Here is a 1,502-nt window from a genome sequence, read left to right as displayed (position 1 = left end):
GCTGTCGGTGGTGGCAAAAGGGGAAGCGCAGCCCGACGTCACCGATGAAAAAGTGGCGGCGATCCCGGACAAGCCCGCGACCGGGCACGGCTTCCAGCCAGGCCCGATGGTCATTCGTGGCGGCGTTACCGGTCCCGATTTCCCTGCACCGGCGCCAACCGCTGCACCAGCGGCCGGTGCCGCGCCGGCCGCTGGCACGGCGCCGGCGGCAGGCACAGCGCCGGCAACGGCCACCGCCTCCGCAGCCCCCTCAGGGAACGCCGAGAACCAACCCACGCCGCCGAGCGCTCCGGCGCCGGCAGCAGGGCAGCACATGCCTCCCAACGGCTACACCAAATAGCCCCGGCTCCAAGACAGCCGACATCGATGGCGTGACTTGACGGTGGTCTGGCGCCCGGCGCACCATTGCCAGGCAAATCCCGTTCTAGGTATTTCTGGCAGACGGGATTTCATCGTTAGGGGTAAAGGGGGGTGATCATGAGAAAATCTGGAATCGTAACCGGGGCAGGCCTTCTGCTGGCGTCGTTGCTTGGCGTCGTCGCGGCTCATGCCGACGACATGCTGGGATCTTATGTCGCGCGCATTTCCGATCGCGACCATCAGGCGAGTGACGGCTATGCGCTGGACAATGCCGCGCAGATGGTGCGGCAGGACCGCGCCAACTGGCACAAATTCCACCGCCGTGACAGCGACGACGAGGCTGATGGCTGGTTCAGGACCAACGGTCAGCGCGCCGACCTGCAGCGCATGCTGGAACGCGGCGGCGCGATGAGTTCCTCGACCAAGCGCGCCATCGTCAATGGCGAACCGCTGATCCAGGTCGATGTCTACGAAAACAGCGTGCGCGTCAGCATTCTCGAGAACTGACCGTCGCCGGGGCGGCTGACCGTCGGCTTCGGGGGACGGCTGATAGGAGAAGGCGGCGCCTCAGCGCCGCCTTGCCATCGATAGATTCGGCGGCTGAAAAAATCAGGCCGCTTCTTCCTTGTCGTCATCTTCTTCGGACTCGTCGCCTTCAGCCTTCACGCTGTCCTCGGCGTCGTCCTCGTCTTCTTCGTCTTCATCTTCGTCGTCATCAGACAGGTCAGCGGCTTCGACCGCTGCTGCGGCGGGTTTCGGAAGCGGATTCAAGCGCCTCGGCGGGAGTTTCTTCTGTCACTTCGATTTCGTGATCGGAATTCATGGAAGCCTCCGTGGGGTTGGGGAACATGTTCCTTTTGCCACGGAGAGATCATCGCCATATGACTGTAAGCCGGCTTGAGCGGCCGGTAGCAGAGAATATTTTCTTCGCCTTAACCTGCGATCCTGGAGAAATCCGCGACCTGACCGGTGGCCGCGCGGATGCGGGCGAGCAGCGCCAGGCGGTTGGCACGCACCGCCTGATCCTCATCGTTTACGAGAACATGCTCAAAGAATGAATCAACCGGTTCGCGCAACACGCTAAGCGCCAGCAGGGCGCCGGAAAAGTCATCGTTTTGAATCGCTTCGCCGGCTTGCTTCTC

Annotated in this window: 4 protein-coding genes; 2 read left to right on the top strand and 2 right to left on the bottom strand. The window is 62.9% G+C overall.

Annotation, left to right across the window (positions count from 1 at the left end):
* A partial coding sequence (locus tag EN939_RS33830) for a hypothetical protein (RefSeq protein ID WP_127271783.1) occupies positions 1-340 on the top strand: 340 nt, incomplete at its 5' end.
* Between the two features lie 137 nt (positions 341-477).
* Positions 478-867, top strand: a complete 390-nt coding sequence (locus tag EN939_RS33825; protein ID WP_127271781.1) for a hypothetical protein — start codon at positions 478-480, stop codon at positions 865-867.
* A 102-nt stretch (positions 868-969) separates the two neighbouring features.
* Here the strand turns inward: EN939_RS33825 and EN939_RS33820 are convergent, their stop codons facing one another.
* Together EN939_RS33820 and EN939_RS33815 are read right to left on the bottom strand one after the other, a co-directional pair.
* On the bottom strand, positions 970-1,131 hold the full coding sequence (locus EN939_RS33820; RefSeq protein ID WP_236382840.1) for a hypothetical protein: 162 nt from the start codon (positions 1,129-1,131) through the stop codon (positions 970-972).
* A 161-nt stretch (positions 1,132-1,292) separates the two neighbouring features.
* Positions 1,293-1,502: DALR anticodon-binding domain-containing protein (locus EN939_RS33815; protein WP_164751495.1), on the bottom strand; the 210-nt coding region annotated here is incomplete at its 5' end.

Source organism: Mesorhizobium sp. M7A.F.Ca.CA.002.05.1.1 (assembly GCF_003998335.1).
In the GTDB taxonomy this organism is placed as follows: Bacteria; Pseudomonadota; Alphaproteobacteria; order Rhizobiales; family Rhizobiaceae; genus Mesorhizobium.
The sequence above is the reverse complement of the archived record's forward strand: the minus strand, read 5'-3'. Positions and strand labels throughout refer to the sequence as shown.

Bases quoted from the DNA above. Each gene is read 5' to 3' on its own strand.
- EN939_RS33825 (WP_127271781.1), top strand. From the start codon at position 478: ATGAGAAAATCTGGAATCGTAACCGGGGCAGGCCTTCTGCTGGCGTCG.